Source organism: Morganella sp. GD04133, assembly GCF_029835375.1.
Lineage (GTDB): Bacteria > Pseudomonadota > Gammaproteobacteria > Enterobacterales > Enterobacteriaceae > Morganella > Morganella morganii_B.
The window spans coordinates 13,317-34,107 of sequence record NZ_JAODZS010000024.1; the positions used below are offsets into that span (position 1 = coordinate 13,317).

At 50.6% G+C, this 20,791-nt stretch carries 23 protein-coding genes and 1 pseudogene; 13 read left to right on the forward strand and 11 right to left on the reverse strand.

Translation table 11 applies throughout. The annotated features are described in order from the left end of the window. Nucleotides 1-185 precede the first annotated feature (185 nt). Nucleotides 186-1,097, forward strand: coding sequence for an N-acetylmuramic acid 6-phosphate etherase (gene murQ / locus N7387_RS12940; RefSeq protein ID WP_279799453.1), 912 nt, complete (start codon nt 186-188; stop codon nt 1,095-1,097). A gap of 15 nt (nt 1,098-1,112) precedes the next feature. Next, nucleotides 1,113-2,558 (forward strand): PTS N-acetylmuramic acid transporter subunit IIBC, encoded by a 1,446-nt coding sequence (gene murP, locus N7387_RS12945; RefSeq protein ID WP_279799455.1) that lies wholly within the window; start codon nt 1,113-1,115, stop codon nt 2,556-2,558. 77 nt (nt 2,559-2,635) lie between these two features. Here the strand turns inward: murP and N7387_RS12950 are convergent, their stop codons facing one another. The 3 genes from N7387_RS12950 to N7387_RS12960 form a co-directional block, all read right to left on the reverse strand. Then, the gene (locus N7387_RS12950; protein ID WP_262883834.1) at nt 2,636-2,989 is read right to left on the reverse strand and encodes a type II toxin-antitoxin system HicB family antitoxin; all 354 of its coding nucleotides are present in this window, start codon (nt 2,987-2,989) and stop codon (nt 2,636-2,638) included. Further along, nucleotides 2,982-3,260: a type II toxin-antitoxin system HicA family toxin gene (locus N7387_RS12955; RefSeq protein ID WP_262883835.1), complete on the reverse strand. Its 279-nt coding sequence runs from the start codon at nt 3,258-3,260 to the stop codon at nt 2,982-2,984. The genes N7387_RS12950 and N7387_RS12955 overlap by 8 nt, the downstream gene beginning before the upstream one ends. A gap of 151 nt (nt 3,261-3,411) precedes the next feature. Beyond that, the gene (locus tag N7387_RS12960) at nt 3,412-4,014 is read right to left on the reverse strand and encodes a LysE family translocator (RefSeq protein ID WP_025154788.1); all 603 of its coding nucleotides are present in this window, start codon (nt 4,012-4,014) and stop codon (nt 3,412-3,414) included. Nucleotides 4,015-4,106: 92 nt separating this feature from the next. Between N7387_RS12960 and N7387_RS12965 the strand changes: the two genes are divergently transcribed. Genes N7387_RS12965 through N7387_RS12975 form a run of 3 tightly spaced genes read left to right on the forward strand, consistent with a single transcriptional unit; the run spans nt 4,107 to nt 6,205 of the window. Then, entirely contained in the window at nt 4,107-5,093 is a 987-nt protein-coding gene (locus tag N7387_RS12965) for a hydrolase (protein ID WP_274371066.1), read from the forward strand. Then, a complete protein-coding gene (locus N7387_RS12970; protein WP_004236514.1) occupies nt 5,090-5,308 on the forward strand; it encodes a YheU family protein in 219 nt (72 codons plus the stop codon). Before N7387_RS12965 ends, N7387_RS12970 begins: the two co-directional genes overlap by 4 nt. Before the next feature lie 21 nt (nt 5,309-5,329). After that, nucleotides 5,330-6,205, forward strand: coding sequence for a phosphoribulokinase (locus N7387_RS12975; protein ID WP_279799461.1), 876 nt, complete (start codon nt 5,330-5,332; stop codon nt 6,203-6,205). Between the two features lie 63 nt (nt 6,206-6,268). Here N7387_RS12975 and N7387_RS12980 read toward each other — a convergent pair whose 3' ends face one another. Continuing rightward, a complete protein-coding gene (locus N7387_RS12980) occupies nt 6,269-6,676 on the reverse strand; it encodes an OsmC family protein (RefSeq protein WP_025154785.1) in 408 nt (135 codons plus the stop codon). 303 nt (nt 6,677-6,979) lie between these two features. On the opposite strand from N7387_RS12980, the gene crp reads away from it, so the two are divergent. Continuing rightward, nucleotides 6,980-7,612 (forward strand): cAMP-activated global transcriptional regulator CRP, encoded by a 633-nt coding sequence (crp, locus tag N7387_RS12985; RefSeq protein WP_004240730.1) that lies wholly within the window; start codon nt 6,980-6,982, stop codon nt 7,610-7,612. A 68-nt stretch (nt 7,613-7,680) separates the two neighbouring features. Here the strand turns inward: crp and N7387_RS12990 are convergent, their stop codons facing one another. The 3 genes from N7387_RS12990 to ppiA form a co-directional block, all read right to left on the reverse strand. Continuing rightward, nucleotides 7,681-8,901 (reverse strand): aspartate aminotransferase family protein, encoded by a 1,221-nt coding sequence (locus N7387_RS12990; protein WP_262883837.1) that lies wholly within the window; start codon nt 8,899-8,901, stop codon nt 7,681-7,683. A gap of 112 nt (nt 8,902-9,013) precedes the next feature. Further along, the gene (locus N7387_RS12995) at nt 9,014-9,589 is read right to left on the reverse strand and encodes an aminodeoxychorismate synthase component II (RefSeq protein WP_004236520.1); all 576 of its coding nucleotides are present in this window, start codon (nt 9,587-9,589) and stop codon (nt 9,014-9,016) included. Between the two features lie 266 nt (nt 9,590-9,855). Continuing rightward, on the reverse strand, nt 9,856-10,422 hold the full coding sequence (gene ppiA, locus N7387_RS13000; RefSeq protein WP_025154783.1) for a peptidylprolyl isomerase A: 567 nt from the start codon (nt 10,420-10,422) through the stop codon (nt 9,856-9,858). A 553-nt stretch (nt 10,423-10,975) separates the two neighbouring features. Here ppiA and yihA point away from each other — a divergent pair. Next, nucleotides 10,976-11,599 carry a ribosome biogenesis GTP-binding protein YihA/YsxC gene (yihA, locus tag N7387_RS13005; RefSeq protein WP_025154782.1) on the forward strand — a complete coding sequence of 208 codons (624 nt, stop codon included), beginning with the start codon at nt 10,976-10,978 and terminating at the stop codon, nt 11,597-11,599. A 449-nt stretch (nt 11,600-12,048) separates the two neighbouring features. Then, entirely contained in the window at nt 12,049-12,561 is a 513-nt protein-coding gene (gene def / locus N7387_RS13010; protein WP_262859565.1) for a peptide deformylase, read from the forward strand. Between the two features lie 258 nt (nt 12,562-12,819). Here def and polA read toward each other — a convergent pair whose 3' ends face one another. The 4 genes from polA to N7387_RS13030 form a co-directional block, all read right to left on the reverse strand. Further along, nucleotides 12,820-15,612, reverse strand: a complete 2,793-nt coding sequence (polA, locus tag N7387_RS13015; protein ID WP_279799466.1) for a DNA polymerase I — start codon at nt 15,610-15,612, stop codon at nt 12,820-12,822. A 345-nt stretch (nt 15,613-15,957) separates the two neighbouring features. Further along, complete coding sequence (dsbA, locus tag N7387_RS13020; protein WP_025151494.1) at nt 15,958-16,581, reverse strand: thiol:disulfide interchange protein DsbA; 624 nt, start codon at nt 16,579-16,581, stop codon at nt 15,958-15,960. A gap of 18 nt (nt 16,582-16,599) precedes the next feature. Beyond that, on the reverse strand, nt 16,600-17,595 hold the full coding sequence (locus tag N7387_RS13025; protein ID WP_279799469.1) for a serine/threonine protein kinase: 996 nt from the start codon (nt 17,593-17,595) through the stop codon (nt 16,600-16,602). Beyond that, nucleotides 17,595-17,864, reverse strand: a complete 270-nt coding sequence (locus N7387_RS13030) for a YihD family protein (protein WP_025151496.1) — start codon at nt 17,862-17,864, stop codon at nt 17,595-17,597. The genes N7387_RS13025 and N7387_RS13030 overlap by 1 nt, the downstream gene beginning before the upstream one ends. A 226-nt stretch (nt 17,865-18,090) precedes the next feature. On the opposite strand from N7387_RS13030, the pseudogene mobA reads away from it, so the two are divergent. The 5 genes and pseudogenes from mobA to N7387_RS13055 all read left to right on the forward strand — a co-directional run. Next, nucleotides 18,091-18,627: pseudogene (mobA, locus tag N7387_RS13035) on the forward strand (molybdenum cofactor guanylyltransferase MobA); the annotation flags it as partial. Between the two features lie 36 nt (nt 18,628-18,663). Beyond that, nucleotides 18,664-19,182 (forward strand): molybdopterin-guanine dinucleotide biosynthesis protein MobB, encoded by a 519-nt coding sequence (gene mobB / locus N7387_RS13040; RefSeq protein ID WP_279799533.1) that lies wholly within the window; start codon nt 18,664-18,666, stop codon nt 19,180-19,182. A 209-nt stretch (nt 19,183-19,391) separates the two neighbouring features. Then, on the forward strand, nt 19,392-19,694 hold the full coding sequence (locus tag N7387_RS13045) for an HdeA/HdeB family chaperone (RefSeq protein WP_004240743.1): 303 nt from the start codon (nt 19,392-19,394) through the stop codon (nt 19,692-19,694). A 127-nt stretch (nt 19,695-19,821) separates the two neighbouring features. Then, the gene (idi, locus tag N7387_RS13050) at nt 19,822-20,343 is read left to right on the forward strand and encodes an isopentenyl-diphosphate Delta-isomerase (protein WP_262859568.1); all 522 of its coding nucleotides are present in this window, start codon (nt 19,822-19,824) and stop codon (nt 20,341-20,343) included. Continuing rightward, nucleotides 20,340-20,741, forward strand: coding sequence for a GNAT family N-acetyltransferase (locus N7387_RS13055; RefSeq protein ID WP_279799476.1), 402 nt, complete (start codon nt 20,340-20,342; stop codon nt 20,739-20,741). Before idi ends, N7387_RS13055 begins: the two co-directional genes overlap by 4 nt. Nucleotides 20,742-20,791 lie beyond the last annotated feature (50 nt).

The following is a 20,791-nucleotide window of genomic DNA, read 5'->3' on the forward strand; positions in this document are numbered from 1 at the left end:
ATAACGTATCTTATTAATAAAAAATATATTTATATTCAACCAAATATAAAAAATAAAATGATGGGGGAAATGAAACTATTCCTGCTATAGCATCATAGTTGAATAGATTGCTCTGTGATAATTCTCACACAAAAAGAATATTTAATTCTTTAGCATGCGATTATATCTTATACAAAGGATCACGCATGAAGATTGACTTAACCTCTATGATTACCGAGAGCCGCAACCCGGCCAGCGCGGATATCGACAGCCTGCCGACATTAGATATGCTGCGGGTGATTAACCGCGAAGACCAGACCGTAGCCCTTGCCGTGGAAAAAACCCTGCCGCAGGTGGCACAGGTGGTGGATGCGGTGGCACAGGCATTCCGTCTGGACGGACGCCTGATTTATATGGGCGCGGGGACTTCCGGTCGCCTCGGGATACTGGATGCCAGTGAATGCCCGCCGACCTTCGGCACCCCGGCAGAGCAGGTGGTCGGTCTGATTGCCGGTGGTCACAAAGCTATTCTGAAAGCTGTTGAAAATGCGGAAGATAACCGCGAACTGGCGGTGAGTGATCTGAAAGCGCTGAATTTCAGTAAGAACGATGTCCTGGTCGGGATCGCCGCCAGCGGTCGTACCCCTTATGTGCTGGGTGGCATGGAATACGGGCTGTCGCTCGGCGCAACAGTTGCCGCCATCAGCTGTAACCCGGACAGTGAAATGAGCCGCCTCGCCGGTATCGCCATCACACCGGTGGTCGGCCCGGAAGTCATTACCGGTTCCTCCCGTATGAAAGCCGGCACCGCCCAGAAACTGATACTCAATATGATCACCACCGGTGCCATGATCCGCTCCGGGAAAGTGTACGGCAACCTGATGGCAGATGTGGAAGCAACCAACGCCAAACTGGTTGAGCGGCAGAAACGTATTGTGATGGCCGCAACGGAATGTGACAGAGCGACCGCAGAACAGGCCCTTACCGCCTGTGGCGGACACTGCAAAACCGCCATCGTGATGATCCTGGCACAGCTGAGTGCCGGTGACGCCAAAGCCCTGCTGGCACAGCATCAGGGGTTTATCCGTGACGCGCTGACCGGCGCGGCGCACTCCTAACACAAGGTAATCACCATGGCCAAAATCAGTCAGTCAACCATCATACAAATTCTGGATGCCATCGGCGGTCCAGGTAACGTGGCACAGAGCGGCAACTGTATGACCCGCCTGCGTCTGACACTGAACAATACACAGCTGGCGGATAAAATTGCCATCAAAAAAATTGAGGGCGTGCTGGGTGTGATTGAGAGTGATGAGCAGTTCCAGATTGTGCTGGGGCCGGGCAAAGCACAAACCGCCGCAGAACTGATGCAGAAACATCTCGATGACTATGTTCCCGGCAGTGAACCGGACGGCCGCAGCCTGAAAGAAATTGCCGCCGATCAAAAACAGCATCTGAAAGAGAAACAAACGAACCCGGTACAGCGTTTTCTCGCCAAATTTGCCACGATTTTTACCCCGCTTATTCCGGGTTTTATCGGCGTGGGTCTGCTGCTCGGCTTTGCCACACTGTTTGAATCGCTCTGGGTCACCGGAAATCCGACCCCGAACAGTACGCTGGTCGAAGTGCTGAGCTACATGAAGGTGTTCGGCAAAGGGCTGTTTACCTTTATGGGGATCCTGATCGGCTATAACGCACAAAAAGCCTTCGGCGGTTCCGGCGTCAATGGCGCAATTATCGCGGCGCTGTTTATCCTCGGTTATGATCCGCAGGCGACCAAAGGTTTCTACTCCGGTATGGAAACGTTCTTTGGTCACGGTATTGACCCGCGCGGTAACATTATCGGTATTCTGATCGCCACTATCACCGGCGCATGGGTGGAACGGCAGGTACGGCGCTTTATCCCGGCAAACCTGGATATCATTCTGACCTCCGCCATCACCCTGCTGATTATGGGCGCACTGACCTTTATTGTGATTATGCCGATCGGCGTCTGGCTGTTTGACGGCATGTCCTGGCTGTTTATGCACCTCAACGCCAACCCGTTCGGTGCTGCGGTTCTCGCCGGTCTGTTCCTGATTGCGGTGATGTTCGGTATCCACCAGGGCTTTATCCCGGTGTACACCGCGCTGGTCGGTACTCAGGGTTTTAACTCTCTGTTCCCGATCCTCGCCATGGCGGGTGCCGGTCAGGTCGGTGCTGCGCTGGCACTGTACGTCCGCGCGAAAAAAGATTCGGTGCTGCGTAATCAAATCCGCGGGGCGATTATCCCGGGCTTCCTCGGGATTGGCGAGCCGCTGATCTACGGTGTGACCCTGCCGCGCGTGAAGCCGTTTATTACCGCCTGTTGCGGCGGTGCGGCAGGCGGGTTCTTTATCGGACTTGTCGCCTGGTTCGGCTATCCGGTCGGGCTGAACACCGTTTTCGGGCCATCGGGGATTATCGCGATTCCGGTCATGACATCCGACAGCGGTATCTTCATGGGGATGGCGGTCTATACCGGCGGGTTACTCGTCGCCTATCTGACCGGATTTCTGTTTACCCTGCTGTTCGGCAGTAAGAATGTGGATTTAAGCTGATTTCGATTTCGCTGCAGTGATAAAAAAAACAGACCGCAATGCGGTCTGTTTTTCATGATTATTCAAACAGGATAAAATCAGCGGGAAATAAGTGCCTGCTCCAGTAACTGAACAATAAACTGATTTTTTGAGACTGAATTCGCTGTTGTGGCAGCATTCAGCCGCGCCTCAAGCCAGCCCGGATAACGCAGCGTAAAGGCCTTTAACTTATCAGTCTCTTTAAAAGGCTCAATGCCTTCTTCAATACAAGATTGTATAAATTCCTCCAGAGACACTGCGCCTTCTTTTTTCAGGCCTTCAATGCTGTCAGATACAAAATCGCAATACCCGTTTACATCCAAAAACTTACCACGGAATGCCTTAATTTCATCCTCATAAGTTACGGATGCAGGGTGACCTTCGATAGTCATGATATTTGTGCTCTTAATCATGTTCCACCCCAATATTATTCTCAAACCACTCTTTCAGACCCGCCACCGCCCCTTTGTCCATCACATTTCCGGGATGAGGCTGATGAGTCAGGTACACAGACCTCATCAAAACAAACCTCCGGCGGGAGCCGTTTCCATTTTTAACTTTACCGCCAAGATTACCGATCAGGCTGCTGACATCATCCCATTTTATTCCTGACTTTGGTGGTGTTGTCAGTATATCAGCCATCGTTTTACGGTGCCTGGCACTCAGCGCTTTGATCTTAATCATTACTTATCCTGCCGGTGTCATTTAATGATATCACTTTATGCAGGAAGAATATGACGTCAACTCATGATATCACATAGAATAGTGAGGCAGATTATTGTGAGCCATTTTTCATTCAGCTTCTGTTTTTGTTCCGCAGGTTATATTATGTCGGCTATTCAAGCCAGATGAGCGGCACACAGGCGGCGGTGAGTAACCCCATCACAATATTGAAGGTGAACCAGGCATTGCGGCTGCGCAGAAAACGGCCGATAAAGGCACCGAATCCGATCCAGATAAACCCGGCAACCAGGTTCACTGAGACCATCACGATACTCATCACCCCGACAGACAGCATATAGGCATCACCGCTCAGGCTGTAACTGCCGACCGCCCCGAGTCCCATCAGCCAGGCCTTGGGGTTGATAAACTGTAACAACGCCCCCTGGTACCAGGTGACCGCCTTGCTGACCTGCGGTTCATCAATAGGCTGATACGGCGCAGTAGCCAGTTTTTTGGCAAGCCACAGAAGGTAAAGACTGCCGGCAATTTTCATAGCAGTATGCAATTTGGGATAAATCAGTAAAATAGCCGCAACACCAAAGGCGGAAAGGTATAATACTGTCTGCATACCGAGCATAATACCGGCCATCAGCACCAGTGTGCGGCGGAAACCGTACTGCGCACCGGAGGCGGTCAGTAACAGATTATTCGGTCCGGGCGTGACTGCCGCGATAAACATAAAAACAGAAAGCGAGATAAGAAGGTGTGCAGTCATGAGTCATCCGGCAACATGGTCATTTTCTTTACCGGAAATTACCAGCATGTTTTTCATTAAACAAGAGATGTTTTTTCATTACGAATCTAACTATGTCTAGTCATTTTCAACCGATTTCCTGGGCAACAAATCCGCACCTGCAAACGCTGCTGCCCCGGATTTTCCGCCGGAAACCAATGATAAAACCATTCTGGCAGCGCCTGACGCTGCCGGATAATGATTTTATTGATCTTGCATGGAGCGAAGACCCGGATACCGCGCGCCATAAACCACGTCTGGTCATCTTTCACGGGCTGGAAGGCAGTTTCCGCAGCCCGTATGCGCACGGTATTCTGGCTGCGGCTGCCCGTCAGGGCTGGCTGGGCGTTGTCATGCATTTTCGCGGCTGCAGCGGCGAGCCGAACCGATCAAAACGGATTTACCACTCCGGGGAAACCGGTGATGCCCGTTATCTGCTGAAGTGGCTGCAGGATACCTACGGCAAAGTTCCGACCGGTGCGGTCGGTTATTCACTCGGCGGTAATATGCTGGCCTGTTATCTCGCCGAAGAAGGTGAAAATGCGGCGGTGGATGCCGGCATTGTGGTTTCTGCCCCGCTGATGCTGGAACCCTGCTCCTTCAAAATGGAAAAGGGCTTTTCCCGTTTTTATCAGTGGTATCTGCTGAAAGGGCTGAAACGTAATGCCACCCGCAAACTGGTGCGCTACCCGAATTCACTGCCGACAAACCTGCTGCATATCCGTGCGATTAAACGTATCCGCGAATTTGATGACATTATCACCTCACGGATCCACGGTTTCCGTGATGCCTCGGATTACTACCGCCGGTGCAGCGCGCTGCCGAAACTCCCGGCTGTACGTAAGCCGATGCTGATCATCCACGCCAAAGATGATCCCTTTATGGCACAGGAAGTGGTGCCGGATCTGTCACAATTACCCCCGTGTGTGGAATATCAGATGACCGAGCACGGCGGCCATGTCGGTTTTGTGACCGGCAGCTGGCGCCGTCCGCGTTTATGGCTGGAGGAGCGCATTCCGGAATGGCTTGCACCGCATCTGGCCGCAAAGGAGACACCATGATTATTCCCTGGCAGGATATCGCGCCGGAAACACTGGAAAGTATCCTGGAAAGTGTGGTGCTGCGTGAAGGTACTGACTACGGCGAACATGAAAAATCACTCAGTGATAAAGTAGCGGATCTTTACACGCAACTCAAAAACGGCGACATTGTGATTGTCTGGTCGGAATTACACGAAACACTCAACATCATGCCGTCGGCACAATTCCGCGGCTGATTCAGCCGGAGGAAACACCGCATGTCACGGACCCACCCGATTATCGCCGTTACCGGCTCCAGCGGAGCCGGTACCACGACCACCAGTCAGGCATTCCGTAAGATCTTCCAGCAACTGGATGCGGTTCCCGCCATTATTGAAGGCGACAGTTTCCACCGTTACACGCGGCCGGAAATGGATGCCGCCATTCGTAAGGCCCGCGAACAGGGGCGTCATATCAGCTATTTCGGGCCCGAAGCCAACGATTTTGGTCTGCTCGAAAGCACATTCCGCCAGTACAGCGGGAACGGCAGCGGCGAGCGCCGCAAATACCTGCATACCTATGATGAAGCCGTGCCCTATAACCAGCTGCCCGGCACCTTCACCCCGCGTGAGGCACTGCCTGCCGGGACAGACGTACTTTTCTATGAGGGATTGCACGGCGGCGTGGTCACGCCGGAACATAATATTGCCGGTCATGTGGATTTGCTGGTCGGTGTGGTACCGATAGTCAATCTGGAGTGGATACAAAAGCTGGTCCGTGACACGAACGATCGCGGTCATTCACGGGAAGCGGTCATGGATTCTGTCGTGCGTTCGATGGATGATTACATCCGCTATATCACCCCGCAGTTTTCCCGCACCCACATTAATTTCCAGCGGGTGCCGACGGTGGATACCTCCAACCCGTTCTCGGCCAAATCCATTCCGTCACAGGATGAGAGCTTTACCGTGATCCGCTTCCGCGGCCTGAAAAAAATCGATTTCCCCTATTTGTTATCCATGCTTCAGGGCTCCTTTATTTCCGCCTCAAATACCATTGTCGTGCCCGGCGGAAAATTAGGGCTGGCGATGGAATTAATAATGGCGCCGCTGGCAGAGCAATTATTGCAGGGAAAACAAATAAACAAGCGATAAAAAAACCGGGTAATAATGTATTACCCGGTTAGTGTTCAAAAATAAAAATAATATTTCAAAAAATCATTCAATATTTTTTACGTCGAAGCTATGTGTAATTTTAACACTTTCGCCTAACATTAATGAAACAGAGCAATATTTCTCAGCGGATAATTGCACAGCACGTCCGACAACATTTTCAGTCAGGTCACGCCCGGTCACAATAAAATGCAGATTGATATGAGTGAATAAACGCGGCGCGGTTTCACGACGTTCAGCGGTGAGTTTTACATCACAATCAATGACTTGATTACGGCCTTTTTGCAAAATAGAGACAACATCAATGGCGCTGCAGCCGCCGGTTGCCATCAGTACCATCTCCATCGGGTTCGGGGCTTTTTCACCGGCATTACCGTCCATTGTAATCTGGTGTCCTGACGCGGATTCCCCTAAGAAAGTCATGTTCTCAACCCACTTTACACGCGCTTCCATTTTTATACCCTCATCATCAATATAATTCACGACAGACTACCCTTTCATTCACGGGCTGGCAATCTCTCTCATAGTTTATTATGCTGAAGCGAGACAGTGGAAGACAGGACGGTTTTCCTGTGCTAAAAACACGGCAAGGATTTATCTATGGCTAAGATCAATATCTTTCCGTGAGGATTATTATACTATTTTAATAAACTAACTTGCCGGAAATTCAGCAAGTTAATATGATAAGCTAAGACTTTATATAATTGCAGAGCGTAAACAACGGTTTGCAATAACTAACAACAGAGGATAACGCGAATGGTTCTCGGCAAGCCACAAACAGACCCCACGCTTGAATGGTTTTTGTCTCACTGCCATATCCACAAATATCCATCCAAAAGCACGCTTATTCATCAGGGCGAAAAGGCAGAAACACTCTACTACATTGTAAAAGGTTCTGTTGCGGTGCTGATCAAAGATGAAGAAGGCAAAGAGATGATTTTATCCTATCTCAACCAGGGTGATTTCATCGGTGAACTCGGATTATTTGAGGAAGGACAGGAACGTACAGCGTGGGTACGGGCAAAAAGCGCCTGCGAAGTTGCAGAAATCTCGTACAAAAAGTTCCGCCAGCTTATCCAGGTTAACCCGGATATCCTTATGCGCCTTTCCGCGCAGATGGCAAGCCGCCTGCAAACCACATCAGAAAAGGTCGGAAACCTTGCATTCCTTGATGTGACAGGCCGCATCGCCCAGACATTACTCAACCTGGCAAAACAACCGGATGCCATGACACATCCGGACGGTATGCAAATCAAAATTACCCGTCAGGAAATCGGCCAGATTGTGGGATGTTCCCGCGAAACGGTCGGCCGTATTCTGAAGATGCTGGAAGATCAGAACCTGATCTCCGCACACGGTAAAACCATCGTGGTATACGGCACCCGTTAATCCGGACGGCCTTTATCACCAAAACAGGCGCAATTGCGCCTGTTTTTTTATTTCTGAATTCCGCCGTTTTACTGCATTTCCCGGAAATCATTCAGGGTTTTTGCCAGCCGTTTCATCCCTTCATCCACATCCGCTTTTTCAATAATCAGCGATGGCGTGAAACGCAGCACATTGGTTCCGGCGTTAAGCAGCATCAGACCGTTTTTAGCCGCCAGTCCCAGCAGTGTTTTTGATTGATCACGGTAGATACCCGCCAGTTCGGCACCAATCAGCAGCCCTTTCCCGCGGATCTCCGCAAACGCGCCAAATGTGCTGTTCAGGGATTGCAGTGCATCCGCAAACCACTGATGGCGCTCATTCACACCCGCCAGCAGTGCCGGGTCGTTGATCAGATCAAAGGCCGCATTGCCGACCGCACAGGCCAGCGGGTTACCGCCGTAGGTTGTGCCGTGTGTACCGGGCACCATCACCTGCGCAATGTCCTGTTTTGTCAGCATGGCACTGATCGGAAAACCGCCGCCCAGCGCTTTCGCCGTAGTCAGGATGTCCGGCTCAATGCCATAATCCATATAGGCAAACAGTTTTCCGCTGCGCCCCATCCCGCTTTGCACTTCATCAAAGACCAGCAATGCCTGATGTTTATCACACAGGTCACGTACTCCCTGCATAAAAGCAGGAGTGGCAGGCGTGATCCCCCCCTCACCCTGAATGGGTTCCAGCACCACGGCACAGGTGTGATCGTCCATCACCGCTTTGACAGCATCGAGGTCGTTAAAAGGCACATGAATAATATCCGCCGGTTTCGGCCCGAAGCCATCGGCATATTTCGGCTGACCGCCGACAGAAACGGTAAAGAGTGTCCGGCCGTGAAAACCGTGATGAAAAGCGATAATTTTGGTTTTATAAGGATGATGACGGGTCAGTGCATAATGGCGCGCCAGTTTGAATGCGGCTTCATTCGCCTCCGCGCCGGAGTTGGCAAAGAAAACCCGTTCCGCGAACGTGTGGTTTATCAGCTTCTGCGCCAGTGTCAGCGCCGGTTCATTGGTAAAAATATTGCTGACATGCCAGAGCGACTCGCTCTGGGTTTTCAGTGCCGCGACCAGTGCCGGATGACAATGACCCAGCGCCAGCACGGCAATCCCCCCGGCGAAATCAACATATTCGGTGCCATTCTGATCCCACACCCGGCTTCCCTGTCCTCTGACAGGAATAAAATCAGCCGGTGCATAAATTGGCAGCATTACTTCATCATAAGTGCCGCGCGTAACCGCATTCTGTTTTGTCATCGTTCCTTACCTGATCTATCCACAAGTGAAAATATAATCACCAAATATGAATAAAAAATCAAATCAAAACGAATGAAAAAACAGAACCGGGGATAAAATAAGCGATAACTGATTAGTATTTCAGGAAATTATTCAGGAGTTCATGCCCCTGCTCACTGAGAATACTTTCCGGATGGAACTGCACACCTTCAATCGGCAGCGTTTTATGGCGGATCCCCATGATTTCATCCACATTACCGTCATGCAGGCTCCATGCGGTAACCTCAAACGAAGCCGGTAATGTTTCCGGGGCAATCACCAGCGAGTGATAGCGGGTGACGGTCAGCGGACGGTTCAGCCCTTTGAACACACCCTGCTGGTTATGATGGATTGCGGTGGTTTTGCCGTGCATCACTTTACGCGCCTTCACCACCTGCGCGCCGAATGCCTGGCCGATAGCCTGATGCCCGAGACACACCCCGAGGATCGGGATTTCACCGGCGAAATGGCTGACCGCATCCAGCGAAATACCGGCTTCTGACGGCGTGCAGGGACCCGGTGAGATCACCAGATGAGATGGCGATAATTGCTCAATATCACTGAGGCTGACGGCATCATTTCGTTTAACCTGTACATCTGCACCTAACTCACAGAAGTATTGATACAGGTTATAAGTAAATGAGTCATAATTATCGATAATTAATAGCATGATTATCTATATCCGACTGATATATTTATCTTTTTTATTTTCAAACTGCTGTATCAGGCACACGTTGACAATACCCTGCAACCCCGGGGGATTGCACAGACAGTTTCATGAAGCGGGCTATAATACCACAGCCGGACAGAGAAAATAGCCCGAATGCGGCACGGCGCCGCAGAGGCAGATGTCGTCTTATTCAGACTATCAGGGAGTTTGACACACTTACGGGGAATATCCGGAAATATTCCCCTTAATCTGCACGAAAATACGGTTTATTTTACGATAGTTGCAGAGATAATTTTGATCGGCGTTGACGGCACGTTCTGATACGGACCAATGTTTTCTGTCTTCACTTTTGAGATTTTATCGACAACATCCATGCCGTTCACGACTTTACCAAACACGGCATAGCCGAAATCACGCTGGCCGTGATCGAGGAATGCATTATCCGCCACATTGATAAAGAACTGGCTGGTTGCGCTGTCTTTATCTGCAGTACGCGCCATTGCAATCGTGCCGCGCAGGTTACGCAGGCCGTTATCCGCTTCATTTTTTACCGGCGGACGGGTTTGTTTCTGATTCATATCCGCCGTGAAGCCACCACCCTGTACCATAAAGCCCGGGATGACACGGTGGAATGTTGTATCGTCATAGAATTTATCGGTGACATACTGTTTGAAATTTTCCACGGTTTTCGGCGCTTTTTCATTATCCAGCGCAATTTCAAAATCGCCTGCAGTGGTGGTAAATTTAACATGCGTCTGCTCTGCCGCAAACGCCAGCGACGTTGCACTGAGGGTACAGGCTGCCACAAATGTAACTAAAACACGTTTTAACATTCCCAATTCCTTTCAACGAAATAAACTGACACTAATCTTATCGATTTTAATGGGCAATGACGCTGAGCGCCACCGATTTACTTTAATTTACCTTTACCGCCGGGATAACTAATTAATATAAGAATTTTTCACGTATTTGTACTGATGATATTCTGTGCACAGTCCGTTATTTAGCAAAATAAGACGTAACTGTCCATTCTGCTGTACCCTTATTGCATTTAATGCGTAAATATAAATATTGCTTTGATTTTGATGGAAAATTTTTATTTCCCGATAAAAAAATCAACTTATACCAAATAAAAAATAGCACCTGTCTGTATAACAGATAATAAACCATTCTGTTTTTTATCTTTTTGCGGGTAAATATCCGCGTTTTTTTCACCGGAAAGACGTTGTTTTCTCCGGATTATATCGGTTGCTGCCCCCGGCCTGTTATTGTTATTACTTTTTCCCGTTCTGAGAATAAACAGGCACAGTAATCTCTCCGCCGCAGTTCTTAAACAACAGCCATTAGGCTATAATCATCCCGGTTTCGACCTGAGGAGAACAGATTTTGACCATTAAAACGCACAACTACCAAGTGACCCATTTTGTCATCAGCGCACCGGATATCCGCCATTTACCGGAAGATACGGGGATCGAAGTGGCGTTTGCCGGTCGCTCCAATGCCGGAAAATCGAGTGCGCTGAATGCACTGACACAGCAAAAAAGCCTGGCGCGCACCAGTAAAACACCGGGACGTACCCAGCTTATCAACCTGTTTGAGGTCACTGACGGCTGCCGTGTGGTTGACCTGCCGGGCTACGGTTACGCTGAAGTTCCGGAAGCCATGAAACGTAAATGGCAGGCGGCACTGGGCGAATATCTGCAAAAGCGCAACTGTCTGCGCGGCCTGGTGGTGCTGATGGATATCCGCCATCCGCTCAAAGACCTGGATATGCAGATGATTGAATGGGCAGTGGCAATGCAGGTGCCGGTTCTGGCACTGCTGACCAAAGCCGACAAACTGGCCAGCGGCGCACGTAAGAAGCAGCTGATGGCGGTGCGTGATGCACTGACAGACCTGAGTGACACCGGTGATATTCAGGTAGAATATTTCTCCGCCCTGAAAAAAATCGGCATTGATAAGTTACGCCTGAAACTGGACACCTGGTTCAGCGAAAGCGACACAGAATGATCCGCTGACATATCCGCTCATGAAGAAGCCCGCATACAGCGGGTTTTTTTATGCAAAAAAAATGCTCCGGTCAGACGTTATCTGACCGGAGCAGCTAATATTCAGCTAAATCCGATTACGTGAAGTAAAAGGTCTGAAAGATAGAACATCTTACCTCTGTACCCTACGCGAACAACTTTACCGCAAATTTACGGACAAAAAAACCTTTTTTGTAATTTTTTTTCATATTAAGCACGATTCAGCTTGTCACAAAACGGTAATATTCCCTTCAAATGTACTTTAATTACATATTTATGCGATCCGGGTCTATAGATAGTTCCGGTCTGATCGCACAAAATAGCAACAAAACAGCACAAATGGTGCCGTTTTCACACCATACTGTTATGATAGTCTGAGCGCATCCGGGAGTACGTCTCCCCATAATTTTTATTTATATTAGTGAGTTAGCTATGGCATTACTGACATTACGGCATTTCCCTGATCCCTGCCTGCGGGAAACAGCCCAACCCGTCACGGTTTTTGATGACGAACTGAAAACATTTGTCACAGATATGACAGAAACCATGTATGCCGAACGGGGCATCGGCCTTGCTGCGCCGCAGGTCGGTGTCTGTAAGCGTGTGATTATCGTGGATGTCTCTGAAAACCGCGATCAGCCGATGGCGCTGATTAACCCGGAATTTATTCAGTGCGACGGCGACATGATGATGATGGACGGCTGCCTGTCCCTGCCGGAGAGTTATACGGAGACACAGCGCTACTCTTCAGTCACTGTCCGTTATCAGGATATAAACGGTACAGAACATACCCTTGAAGCGGAAGGATTACAGGCGGGCTGCCTGCAGCACGAAATCGACCACCTTAACGGCAAGCTGTTTATCGACCATCTCTCGCCGCTGAAGCGCCAGCGCATTGAGAAAAAAGTGAAGAAAACCCTGAAAATGCGGGAAGAAAACGCATAACAGGAAAATCCCCCCGGAACACAATGCCTTTACGCTATAGATTTCATCTGTGGCAAAGCAGCAAAAGAAGAAATCCGGGGAGCATATATCAGTATGTGACCCGGATTTCTGAGTGCAACCGACATGATGCCGGATGCTAAGGCTAAATCATTCGTTTTGCAGCAAGGCAGCAAGCAGAAGGAACCGGGGAGCATACATCAGTATGTGACCCGGTTCGTGACGCGCAGCGAACACCGCTGCAGACCGAAGGATGACGCCTTAGTGGGCTTCGTCCCAATTGGCACCAACCCCCGCTTCCACTTTTAACGGCACATCCAGCTTCATCGCGGCTTCCATCAGCCCGCGGATCTTCTCTGCCATCTCTGCCTGCTGTTCTTTTCTGACTTCAAACACCAGTTCATCGTGTACCTGCATAATCATCAGTGCATCGATGTTCTCTTTTTGCAGCCAATCATCCACGGCGATCATCGCTTTTTTGATGATATCCGCTGCGGTGCCCTGCATCGGGGCGTTGATCGCCTCGCGCTCAGCGGCCTTGCGGCGCATACCGTTACGGGAATTGATTTCCGGCAGCCAGAGACGGCGGCCTTCCAGCGTTTCCACGTATCCTTTTTCTGCCGCATGTTCACGGGTGCGGGCCATATACTCCAGCACGCCCGGGTAGCGTTCAAAATAGAGATCCATATAGCGCTGCGCTTCACCGCGCGGGATCCCCAGCTGACGTGCCAGACCAAAGGCGCTCATGCCGTAAATCAGACCGAAATTAATCGCCTTCGCGCTGCGGCGCTGATCTGCCGTCACATCGTCCAGCGGCACACCAAACACTTCTGCGGCGGTTGCACGGTGGATATCCTTGCCTTCGGCAAAGGCTTTCAGCAGCCCTTTGTCCTGTGACAGATGTGCCATGATGCGCAGTTCAATCTGCGAATAGTCCGCCGCCATAATGCAGTAGCCGTCACGGGCAATAAACGCCTGACGGATACGGCGGCCTTCATCGGTTCTGACCGGAATATTCTGCAGGTTCGGATCACGGGAAGAAAGACGGCCGGTCGCGGTCACTGCCTGGTGATACGAGGTATGCACACGGCGGGTTTTCGGATCCACCATCAGCGGCAGCTTATCGGTATAGGTGGTTTTCAGTTTGGACAGGCTGCGGTGCTCGAGGATCACGCGCGGCAGTTCATGGTTATCCGCCAGCTCCTCCAGCACTTCCTCATTGGTTGACGGTGCGCCGCCCGGGGTTTTTTTCACCACCGGCAGATTCAGTTTTTCAAATAAAATGGTTTGCAACTGCTTCGGTGAAGAGAGGTTAAACTCCTCTCCGGCAATCGCAAATGCCTGCTTCTCCAGTTCATCCAGACGGGCTGTCAGTTCTACTGACTGTGCAGCCAGCACATTGGCGTCGATCAGAACCCCTGTCCGTTCCATGCGGGAGAGCACCGGCACCAGCGGCATTTCGATATCCTGATAGACATGCAGCAGCGATTTTTCCGCTTCCAGCTGCGGATACAGCGCCTGATGCAGCAGCAGTGTGATATCCGCATCTTCCGCCGCATAATTGGCAGCTTCTTCCAGCGGGATCTGATTAAACGTCAGCTGTTTCTTGCCTTTCCCGGCGATATCTTCAAAGGTGGTGGTTTTGTAATTCAGATGGCGGTCAGCAAGGCTGTCCATATCATGACGTCCGGCGACACTGTTGAGCACGTAAGATTCCAGCATGGTATCAAAGGCAATGCCGCGCAGTTCCACACCGTAATTTTCCATGATCCCGCGATCAAACTTCAGGTTTTGACCGATTTTACGGATGTTTTCATCTTCCAGAATCGGTTTCATCACCCGCAGCACCTGCTCGGTTAACAACTGATCCGGTGCATCCAGATAATCATGGCCGATCGGCACATACGCCGCATGGCCTGCTTTCGCCGCAAATGACATCCCGACCAGACGCGCAGAGAGATTATCCAGGCTGTCAGTTTCGGTATCAAACGCAAACTCACCGGCTTCACGCAGGATATCCGCCCAGCGGTTCAGCGCCTCTTCATCAAGGATGGTTTCATAGTTTTCGCTGCTGATGTCCGGCGTGGCTGCCGGTGCTGCCGGGGTCTGTGCTGCGGCGGTTACCGCGGCTTTTGACGGCGCGCTGCGGGTACTTTTCTTCGCCAGCCAGCCGCCGTTTTCCAGATCACTTATCCAGCGTTTAAATTCATACTGTGTGAATAAGGCATGCAGCTTATCCAGATCCGGTTCCGACAATGCCAGGGAATCCCAGGTGCGATCGAGTTCCACATCGGTTTTGATGGTCGCCAGAGTGTAAGAGAGGTACGCCATCTCTTTGTTGGTTTCCATCTTCGGTGCGAGGGTTTTGGCACCACGGAAGCTCAGTCCGGCGATTTTATCCAGATCTGCATAGATATCATCCAGGCTGCCCAATCCCTGCAATAAGGCCTGAGCGGTCTTCTCACCGACCCCCGGAACCCCCGGGATGTTATCGGAGGAATCGCCCATCAGTGCCAGATAATCAATAATCAGTGACGGCGGAACACCGTATTTGGTTTCCACTTCTTCCGGCCCGAGAATGGTGTTATTCATGGTATTAATCAGGGTGATATCCGGTGTCACCAGCTGTGCCATATCTTTATCACCGGTGCTGATCAGCACAGCGCGGCCTTCTGCCGCTGCCTGTTTCGCCAGTGTCCCGATAACATCATCCGCTTCCACGCCGGAGACAGATAACAACGGCATCCCCATTGCGATAACCATGTCATGCAGCGGTGCTATCTGCTCACGCAGATCATCCGGCATCGGCGGACGATGTGATTTATAGGCTTCAAACAATTCATCACGGAATGTTTTACCTTTGGCATCAAATACCACGGCAACATGGCTGGGTTCATACTGCATCACCAGGCTGCGCAGCATATTCAGCACGCCGTACATGGCACCGGTCGGTTGTCCGGCGCTGTTGGTCAGCGGGGGGAATGCGTGGTAAGCACGATAGAGGTACGATGAACCATCGACTAAAATCAAAGGGTTGTCTGCAATCTGAGCCATAATTGCCTTCACAGTATTAAAGGGATTCTTGCGGGTAGCATGCCACAGACTGCGGCATCAGACGACTATTATCGGCCTCAGCCGTTAATCTTCCCGCACTCAGAACAGGACGGGTATCGCGGGAAAATAAAAAATAACAAGCTGTGGATAACTTTGTGGGTAAATTTATGAACCCTATGTAAATCACTGTCTGCAGCGCAGATATACCCGAATCTCATTCAAAAAAATCAATAGGTTATAAACGAATACCGCAAGATAATCTGCCGTTGTAATCACTTGATTAATGTGGATAGTAAAAAAGCAATGGCGTTACCGCCATTGCTTCCGGAGATACAAATTCTGAGATCAGTTTTGCTTAATCAGATAATTGACCGTATCAGAGAACGCTTTACCGTATTCATTCACATCTTTGACTTCCAGACCGGCATTGTTGATCTGGTATTTACCTTTGACAAAGACCGCAGGCACACCGCGTAATTTGTAATCCGCCGCCGCTTTCTGCTGCTTGGCAATCAGGGATTTCACAAAGATGCTGTTAGCGGCAGAATCATAATCCTCACCGGTCACACCCGCTTTGATAAAGGCGTCACGGACATCGGCAGGCGTTTTAATGGTGCCGGTTTTCTGAATGCCTTCGAACAGGATCGGCGTCACTTTGTCTTCAACCCCCATCGCCATGGCCACAGACCACGCTTTGGTCATTTCAGGACCCATCGGGCCACCGAGGAAATCAACATGATAACGTTCATGTTTGGCGCCTTCCGGCAGATTTTTGCTGATGGATTCCGGTACTTTGAAGTTTTCTTCAAACTGATAGCAGTGCGGACAGTAGAAGGAGAAAAACTCCACCACGTCAGGCTGATTTGTGACCGGTGTACTCAGTTCGGTGTACTCTTTTCCGGATACCGGGTTTGCAAACACACTGAAAGACATCGCAAATCCAATCAGCGCTAACCAAAGTTTCTTCATCTTTATCTCTCCTGAAAATCAATAAGGCAGAAAGCGCGTCAGCGGAGGCTCCGCCAGTACGGCTGTCTGTTCCGTCATCAGTGATTGCTGCTGTGACCAGAAATCACTTTCCGCCATCCATGGAAAAGCTTTAGGAAAAGCGGGATCCTGCCAGCGGCGTGCCACCCAGGATAAAAAATGAACCATGCGCATGGCGCGCAGCGGTTCAATCAGTGCCAGCTCCCGCGTATCGAAGTCACAAAACTCCTGATAGGCATCGAGCAGAATGTCGAGCTGATAACGGCGCGAATCGGTATCCCCGCTGAGCAGCATCCACAAATCCTGCACCGCCGGGCCGTTGCGGGCATCATCGAAATCCACCAGCCACGGTTCATCACGCCATAAAATATTACCCGGATGACAATCCCCGTGCAGACGGATGGCATGCCAGTCGTCGTGCCAGCGGGCAGCTGTCTCACGGATCAGGGTATCCAGTGTCGCGATAAAGCTGTCACGACGCGCCTGCGGGATCAGCGGACACTGCGCGAGGATTTCACGCGGTGTCAGCAGATATTCCTGCAGTCCGATCGCCGGCCGGTGCTCAAAACAGCGTTCCCGGCTTATCTGGTGCAGCCGTCCGAGCAGCCGCCCGGTGCTTTCCAGCTGATCAAGGTTATCGGTTTCATACGCCCGTCCGCCGATCGACGGGAACAGCGCGAACAAATAACCGTCCTGTGACAGCAGTGTGTCACCGTCAAAGGCCAGCGGTGCCGCGACCGGCAGCCCGGCCTGAGCTAGTGTCAGGGCCAGGTCGTGCTCCTCGCGGATCTGCGCCTCATCCCAGCGTGCCGGGCGATAAAATTTCACCACATAACGGGTACGGTTTTCATCCGTAAACTGATATACGCGGTTTTCATAGCTGTTCAGCTCTGTCAGACCGGAATCCAGCCAGATACCGTAACGGCTGAGGCTGTCGATCAGACGGTCGGGCCGGAAATCCTGAAAAGTGAAAACCGGCGGAGTTGTCGTCTGCATTACTCTTTGATAATGCCGCGTGCACGTAACAGGGCGGTTTTAAAATCGTCTTCGTAATCTTTTTTCAGACCCGGAATGGCGTCTGTTGCCTCTGAGCCGCGCATTTTCAGGTGATAAATAAGAATATCATCAGTCAGGTCAGATAATTCACCCTCAAACCCGGCTTCGTCAGCCAGTTTCTGTAACATCTGCATCAGATTCAGATCAGAGTGTTGCTGCCAGACAGGGTGCAGAAGTTCAATAACCTCATTAAGACGATGACATTTCATAATAAATTCCTTATAAGCAAGATCGTAACACATTACCAATTATCCGCCGCTCCGGAAAGAACAGGACTGTCAGGATGCGTAAATATTGGCAGGCTGTAATAACTGCGGCGTATTATCCGTGATTATAACGACCATTGCATTGATATTCGCGCTCACTATACCGGAATCCTTGTTAAGATAAGTTCAGAATATTTATCAGAGATTGTCAGAGAAACTGAAAATGATGATGCAACTCAGCGGCTGTATTCTTGCCGGCGGACGGGCCACCCGGATGCAGGGACAGGATAAAGGCCTGGTATTACTGGGCGGGATCCCGCTTTATCAGCACAGTGTAAAGCTGCTCGCTCCGCAGACAGATGACATTTTTATCAATGCTAACCGCAATGCGCGGGATTATCACGCCACCGGCCTGCGGGTGGTCGCCGATACATTACCGGATTTTCCCGGCCCGCTTGCCGGGATGCTGGCAGGTCTTGAAAACGCCCTGCACGACTGGGTGCTGTTTGTGCCGTGTGATGTGCCGCAGTTCCCGGCTGATCTGGCGGAAAAACTCTGGCAGCAGAAAGGGGATGCCCTGTGCGCTTATGCCTGTGATCACCAGCGGGCGCATCCTGCCTTTGCACTGTGTCACCGCTCATTGATCACCCCGCTCAGAGAATACCTCACCGGCGGCGATCGCAAACTTCTGCTGTTTATGGATAATATCGGTGCAAAAGCCGTCACATTTGATGCAAATTCCGGTGATTTCATCAATCTCAATACCCTTGCGGAGTGCCGGGAATGGGAAAAACAGCACCGGCTGCCGCATCAGGTGCCCCTGCTGGCCGTCACGGCCTACAGCGGCACCGGTAAAACCACCCTGCTGAAAAAGCTGATCCCGCAACTGCGGGAAAGCGGGTTGCGCATAGGGCTGGTCAAACACACGCATCATGATATGGATGTCGATACCCCGGGAAAAGACAGCTATGAGCTGCGCAAAGCGGGCGCTTATCAGACGCTGGTAGTCAGTCAGGAGCGGTTTGCGCTGATGACAGAAACCCCGGGCGGTGCAGAGCCGGATCTGATGCAGCTGGCTGACCGCTTTGATACCCGGGAGCTGGATCTTATCCTGGTGGAAGGGTTCAAGGGTGAATCCGTAGCGAAAATTGCCCTGTTTCGTGATGTGACTGACCGCCCGTACCAGACACTGCTGGATGAATTTGTTATTGCATTTGCGTCTGATAAACCACGGCAGGATGTCACGGTACCGCAGCTGGATATCAACAATATCACTGCCATCCGCGACTTTATTATCCGCTGGCTGGAAAATAATCCGTAACCGTCACTCATATCGGGACTGGTATAAAATCATGTTACCCGGCCCGATATGAGTCTCACCGGGATACTCATACTTTTTATCCTGAAAAAACCGGTTAATATCATTATTTACGTTTTAAAAACAGAGAAATATTGAATATGACGTTATTTAATCTATTCTGAAAACGTGTTTATTGTATTTTCTGAAACAAAAAACGAGGTTTATTTATCATGAAAAAGTATTTCGTCACCGCGTGTCTGGTTGCTGCAAGTGCATTTTCCTCAGTGGCTCTCGCTGAACCTGCTGATATTCAGGTACCCGATAAAATGACCTGTAAAGAATTCGTGAATCTGAATCCGCAAAGCTGGGCGCCGGTTGCCCTGTGGGTGATCAGTAAAGACACACAATATCCGGGCGGTGACTTTGTGGCACTGTCAGAAAAAGGGATTGCAGAAGCGCCAAAAATCGTTGAATTCTGTAAAAAATTCCCGGAAGGTACACTCCAGGATTACCTGGCTGCCCGCAATAAATAATCCCCCCGAATAAATAATGAAGCGCCGGAGATATATTCCGGCGTTTTTATGCCATTATTCCGGCAAACTTTCCGCTGCATATTTGCTACAGTATATCTTTCAGCCGCTTTACCGGATAAAAGATATAATGAGTGACGAACTGATTCTGGTCGATGAACATGATAATGCCCTCGGGTATGACGAAAAACTCCGCGTTCATCAGCTCGGATTACTGCACCGTGCATTTTCTGTGTTCCTGTTTAATGATGCGGGTGAACTGCTGATCCAGCAGCGCGCACTCAGCAAATACCATTCCGGCGGATTGTGGGCCAACAGCTGCTGCAGTCACCCCCGTCGCGGTGAATCGCTGGAACAGGCAACACAGCGCCGTCTGCAGGAAGAGCTGGGGATCACCTGCCCTTTACAGCCTGCTGGTCATATTATTTACCGGGCGGATGTTCCGCCGTCACTCATTGAACATGAGTATGACCACCTGTTTACCGGTCACTATAACGGCCCGTTTTCCCTGAACCCGCAGGAAGTCGCTGCCGTGCGCTGGATACCACTCACTGACCTGAAAAAAGAGATGCATGATCATCCGCAACATTTTGCCGAATGGTTTAACGTCATTGCCAAAAAGTCCCCCTTATTACAGATAACAACATCATGACACTGATTACGGAAGAACGTGCGCCTTCCGCACAGGAGTATTGCACCCTGCGCATTAAGGCCGGATTATCGGCAAAATCACTGAAAGCCGCTGAGATCGGGCTGCCCAACAGTTTATATATCGTGACTATCCGGGATGACGGAACGCTTATCGCCATGGGGCGCGTGGTCGGTGACGGTGCCTGTAATTTTGAGGTGGTTGATGTCGCCGTTGATCCGGCATATCAGGGCGCGGGGCTCGGCCGCCGGATAATGGACAGTATCGATGGCTATCTTGCATCCGCCACACTCGAAGGTTCTTATGTCTCGATGATCGCGGATAAACCCGGTTTCTATGAAAAACTCGGCTGGAAATCGGTCAGCCCGGCATCAGAGGGAATGTCGAAGAAGTTCGGGTAACCGTCAGCTATTCAGAATAGTTTCGTCATATCCTCCTCCGGAAACAGTAC

Bases quoted from the DNA above. Each gene is read 5' to 3' on its own strand.
- N7387_RS13055 (WP_279799476.1), top strand. From the start codon at position 20,340: ATGACACTGATTACGGAAGAACGTGCGCCTTCCGCACAGGAGTATTGC.
- N7387_RS12950 (WP_262883834.1), bottom strand. From the start codon at position 2,989: ATGATTAAGAGCACAAATATCATGACTATCGAAGGTCACCCTGCATCC.
- N7387_RS12965 (WP_274371066.1), top strand. From the start codon at position 4,107: ATGTCTAGTCATTTTCAACCGATTTCCTGGGCAACAAATCCGCACCTG.
- polA (WP_279799466.1), bottom strand. From the start codon at position 15,612: ATGGCTCAGATTGCAGACAACCCTTTGATTTTAGTCGATGGTTCATCG.
- N7387_RS12960 (WP_025154788.1), bottom strand. From the start codon at position 4,014: ATGACTGCACACCTTCTTATCTCGCTTTCTGTTTTTATGTTTATCGCG.
- N7387_RS13045 (WP_004240743.1), top strand. From the start codon at position 19,392: ATGAAAAAGTATTTCGTCACCGCGTGTCTGGTTGCTGCAAGTGCATTT.
- crp (WP_004240730.1), top strand. From the start codon at position 6,980: ATGGTTCTCGGCAAGCCACAAACAGACCCCACGCTTGAATGGTTTTTG.
- N7387_RS12975 (WP_279799461.1), top strand. From the start codon at position 5,330: ATGTCACGGACCCACCCGATTATCGCCGTTACCGGCTCCAGCGGAGCC.
- N7387_RS12995 (WP_004236520.1), bottom strand. From the start codon at position 9,589: ATGCTATTAATTATCGATAATTATGACTCATTTACTTATAACCTGTAT.
- dsbA (WP_025151494.1), bottom strand. From the start codon at position 16,581: ATGAAGAAACTTTGGTTAGCGCTGATTGGATTTGCGATGTCTTTCAGT.
- N7387_RS12980 (WP_025154785.1), bottom strand. From the start codon at position 6,676: ATGGAAGCGCGTGTAAAGTGGGTTGAGAACATGACTTTCTTAGGGGAA.
- ppiA (WP_025154783.1), bottom strand. From the start codon at position 10,422: ATGTTAAAACGTGTTTTAGTTACATTTGTGGCAGCCTGTACCCTCAGT.
- def (WP_262859565.1), top strand. From the start codon at position 12,049: ATGGCATTACTGACATTACGGCATTTCCCTGATCCCTGCCTGCGGGAA.
- idi (WP_262859568.1), top strand. From the start codon at position 19,822: ATGAGTGACGAACTGATTCTGGTCGATGAACATGATAATGCCCTCGGG.
- N7387_RS12990 (WP_262883837.1), bottom strand. From the start codon at position 8,901: ATGACAAAACAGAATGCGGTTACGCGCGGCACTTATGATGAAGTAATG.
- N7387_RS13030 (WP_025151496.1), bottom strand. From the start codon at position 17,864: ATGAAATGTCATCGTCTTAATGAGGTTATTGAACTTCTGCACCCTGTC.
- N7387_RS12970 (WP_004236514.1), top strand. From the start codon at position 5,090: ATGATTATTCCCTGGCAGGATATCGCGCCGGAAACACTGGAAAGTATC.
- murP (WP_279799455.1), top strand. From the start codon at position 1,113: ATGGCCAAAATCAGTCAGTCAACCATCATACAAATTCTGGATGCCATC.
- murQ (WP_279799453.1), top strand. From the start codon at position 186: ATGAAGATTGACTTAACCTCTATGATTACCGAGAGCCGCAACCCGGCC.
- N7387_RS13025 (WP_279799469.1), bottom strand. From the start codon at position 17,595: ATGCAGACGACAACTCCGCCGGTTTTCACTTTTCAGGATTTCCGGCCC.
- N7387_RS12955 (WP_262883835.1), bottom strand. From the start codon at position 3,260: ATGATTAAGATCAAAGCGCTGAGTGCCAGGCACCGTAAAACGATGGCT.